The sequence below is a fragment of the Pseudomonadota bacterium genome, assembly GCA_030775045.1.
Taxonomy (GTDB): domain Bacteria; phylum Pseudomonadota; class Alphaproteobacteria; order JALYJY01; family JALYJY01; genus JALYJY01.
Genome location: JALYJY010000131.1, coordinates 1 through 3,476 on the forward strand (window position 1 = coordinate 1; position 3,476 = coordinate 3,476).

At 66.3% G+C, this 3,476-nt stretch carries 4 protein-coding genes; all 4 read right to left on the reverse strand.

Annotation, left to right across the window (positions count from 1 at the left end):
• Nucleotides 1-52: 52 nt before the first annotated feature.
• Genes deoC through M3O22_08980 form a run of 4 tightly spaced genes read right to left on the reverse strand, consistent with a single transcriptional unit; the run spans nucleotide 53 to nucleotide 3,460 of the window.
• Complete coding sequence (gene deoC / locus M3O22_08965; GenBank protein MDP9196871.1) at nucleotides 53-841, reverse strand: deoxyribose-phosphate aldolase; 789 nt, start codon at nucleotides 839-841, stop codon at nucleotides 53-55.
• Nucleotides 838-1,836: a malate dehydrogenase gene (gene mdh / locus M3O22_08970; GenBank protein ID MDP9196872.1), complete on the reverse strand. Its 999-nt coding sequence runs from the start codon at nucleotides 1,834-1,836 to the stop codon at nucleotides 838-840. Before mdh ends, deoC begins: the two co-directional genes overlap by 4 nt.
• Before the next feature lie 49 nt (nucleotides 1,837-1,885).
• A complete protein-coding gene (gene holA, locus M3O22_08975) occupies nucleotides 1,886-2,911 on the reverse strand; it encodes a DNA polymerase III subunit delta (GenBank protein MDP9196873.1) in 1,026 nt (341 codons plus the stop codon).
• A gap of 3 nt (nucleotides 2,912-2,914) precedes the next feature.
• Nucleotides 2,915-3,460, reverse strand: coding sequence for a YqgE/AlgH family protein (locus M3O22_08980; protein ID MDP9196874.1), 546 nt, complete (start codon nucleotides 3,458-3,460; stop codon nucleotides 2,915-2,917).
• Nucleotides 3,461-3,476 lie beyond the last annotated feature (16 nt).

Below are 3,476 nucleotides of genomic sequence, written 5' to 3' on the forward strand. Positions count from 1 at the left end.
GGTCGGGCCTGCGGAGCAGGGCCGGGTGAGGGGTCGCAGGGGAGAGTCTTCGTCAATACCCCTCACCCGGCCCACTTCCGCGTTGCTTCAGTGTGTCGACCTCTCCCTCAGAGGGAGAGGTAAGAGGTGTCCCCGCCAGAACCGCATCCAGAAGGCCGGAAGCGCCGAAGCGGAAGGTGGCGGGAGTGACCCAGCCGGTTCCCATAACCCTGTCGGCCAGCGCCAGGTAAGCCTGCGCTGTATCCGCATCCCGCACGCCGCCCGAGGCCTTGAAGCCCACGCGGCGGCCCGCGTTGCGGCAGGCTTCCAGCATCACTTCGGCGGCGTCCAGGGTTGCGCCCGGCTGGCGCTTTCCGGTGGAGGTTTTCAGGAAATCTGTGCCGCAGTCCACGGCCAGGCGGCAGGCGTCTGCCAGCTTTGCCCGCTCCGGAAACGCGCCGGATTCCAGGATCACTTTCAGGACAGCGCCGCCGCAGGCCTGGCGGGCGGCTTTCAGCACGTCCCGGGCCAGATCGGCGTGGCCGTCCAGGAACGCGCCATAAGGCAGGACCACGTCCACCTCATCCGCGCCGTCATGAAGGGCAGCATGGGCCTCTTCCGCAATGGCGGCGGCACAGGCTTCACCCGCCGGGAAATTGGCCACGGTGGCCACGCGCACGCCCGTTCCGGCCAGGCTTTTTTTCGCCAGTGCTACAAAGCGCGGATACACGCACACGGCGGCCACTGCGCCCAGCCGCGTCACAGCCTTGTGGCACAGGGCGCTGATGGAGGCGTCTGTATCGGTCTCGTTCAGGCTGGTCAGGTCCAGCAGGGACAGGATGCGCCGGCCCTCCCGCGTCACGCGGGAACCTTGCGCGTGACCTCGACCAGTGTACGAACCGCGTCCACCGACTTGTCGAACATGGCTTTTTCTTCAGTGTTGAGCTGGATTTCCAGGATCTTTTCAACCCCGGCCGCGCCGATGATCACGGGCACGCCTACGTACAGGCCCTTCACGCCGTACTGGCCGTCCAGCATGGCCGCGCAGGGCAGCAGGCGCTTCTGGTCCTTCAGGAAGCTTTCTGCCATGGCCAGCGCGCTGGCGGCCGGGGCGTGATACGCCGACCCTGTTTTCAGCAGGCCGACGATTTCTGCCCCGCCATCCCGGGTGCGCTGGACGATGGCGTCCAGTTTCTGCTGGGTCGTCCAGCCCATTTTGACCAGGTCGGGCAGGGGAATGCCGCCCACGGTGGAATAGCGCACCAGCGGCACCATGGTGTCGCCATGGCCGCCCAGAACGAAGGCGGTGACATCCTCGACCGACACACTGAATTCTTCCGACAGGAACAGACGGAAGCGGGCGGAGTCCAGAACCCCGGCCATGCCCACGACCTTTTTCGGGTTGATGCCGGTGACTTCCTGCATCAGGCCCACCATGGCGTCCAGCGGGTTGGTGATGACAATGACGAATGCGTCCGGCGCATGGGTTTTGATCTGCTGGCCCACGGCGCGGATGATCTTCGCGTTGATGCCCACCAGGTCGTCGCGGCTCATGCCCGGCTTGCGCGGCACGCCGGCGGTGACGATGACCACGTCAGCCCCTGCAATATCCTTGTAGTCCGACGTGCCAGACAGGCGCGCGTTATACCCTTCCACAGGGGCGGTCTGGGCAATGTCCAGCGCCTTGCCTTTGGCCAGGCCTTCTGCGTCAGGGATGTCCAGCAGGACCACGTCGCCCAGCTCCCGCTGGCTGGCCATGAGGGCCAGCATGCCGCCGATCTGGCCGGCTCCGATCACTGCGATTTTCCTGCGCGTCCTGATGGCCATGCTCATGGATTTTCCCCCGGATGAGATCATATGGAACCTGTCCGGAAATACTCCGATTCCGGCCGGCGGGCAAGGGCCCTCAGCGGCGGGCCATGCGGGCCAGCTGGTGCAGGGTGCGGCTGCACAGGGCCGTGTCGGGCAGGCCCGTGCGCTTGCAGTCGGCCTCGCACTCCAGCAGGGTTTTCAGCGCTGCGGACAGCCTGTCCGGGGTCCAGCGGCGCACCTGGGCAGAAAAGCGGCCCTTGTTCTTGAAAAACAGCGGTGGCTTCAGGCGGGCCAGTGCGGTGTCGAGCGGGGTACCTGTGGCGGTGAGGCCTGCGACCAGGTGCAGGCGGTCGAAGTGCCGCTGGGCCATACGCAGGACGGCCACGGGGCTCTGGCCTTCGGACAGCAGGCTTTCCAGCGTGCGGTCCAGGGTGGCCGCATCGCCGTCGGCGGCGGCCCACACAGGCGTGTCCAGGCCTGTTTCCGCGCTGCCGGTGACGCACGCGCGGGCGTCTTCCAGACGCACTGTCTTTCCATCACCCATATAAAGGACAAGCTTGTCCACTTCCGAGCGTACGCGGCTGCGGTCCCCGGCCAGCGCCAGGGCCAGATACTCCAGCGCATCCTCGTCAATGGCCAGACCATGGCCGGTGACCATGGAGCGGATGGTGGTCTCCAGCCCCGACCCCTCCTCCACATAGCAGGGCAGGGCCGCGGCGATGTCCGAGGCTTCGAACAGGGCGCGCAGCTTTGACCGGGCGGGCAGATCGCCCGCCTCCACCACCAGGAGGGTATCGCCGGGGGGAGGGACCTCGAGCATCATTGCAACTGCGGCGGTCAGGCCATCGTCGGCGTCCCGCACGCGCACCAGTCGCTGTCCACCAGTCATGGACAGGGCCGCCATGCTGTCGTGCAGGATCGCCGGGTTGTCTGCGATGGTGTCAGAGGACAGGAGGTCCACCCGGAACGGGTCGGCCAGATCACCCACCACGGCTTCACCCACGGTTTTGCCGCGCTCCCGCACCAGGCCCTCGTCCGGGCCATACACCAGCACGGCGCGGACCGCAGGGTCGGGCTTGCGGGCGAAGGCATCAATGCGGTTTGCGGCGATTTTGGTCATACTTCAGGCGTTGCCCGCTTCCATGGAAAGAGTGGATCCACCAATGCCCAGCTGCGCCACGGCCCGGTCCCACTTTGTTTCCAGGTTTGTGTCGAACACCAGGTCCGGGTCGGCGGGAACGTTCAGCCAGCCGTTGGCCACGATCTCGGCCTCCAGCTGTCCCGGTCCCCAGCCGGCGTATCCCAGGGCGAACAGGCTTTTCTTCGGTCCTGTGCCGGCGGCGATCCGGTGCAGGATATCCAGGGTGGTGGTGAGGGCCAGGTCGTGGTCGATGCGCAGGGACCCTTCCGTAAGAAGGTCGGCGGTATGAAGAACGAAGCCGCGGCCTGATTCCACCGGCCCGCCGAAATTGACCAGAGGAAGGAAACCCTTGCCGCTGGCCTCAACGCCCAGATCCTTCATCAGGTTGGGAAAGCTGACGGTATCCAGCGCCCTGTTGACCACCAGGCCCATGGCGCCTTCCGCGCTGTGGCTGCACACCAGGATGACGCTGCGGGAAAAGCGGGGGTCAGCGGTAGCCGGCATGGCGACCAGAAGCTGGCCGGTCAGCCACGGGCCCTGAAGC

What these genes read in the sequence shown, in the direction of transcription:
- mdh (MDP9196872.1), bottom strand. Translation starts at nt 1,836, where the DNA reads ATGATCTCATCCGGGGGAAAATCCATGAGCATGGCCATCAGGACGCGC.
- holA (MDP9196873.1), bottom strand. Translation starts at nt 2,911, where the DNA reads ATGACCAAAATCGCCGCAAACCGCATTGATGCCTTCGCCCGCAAGCCC.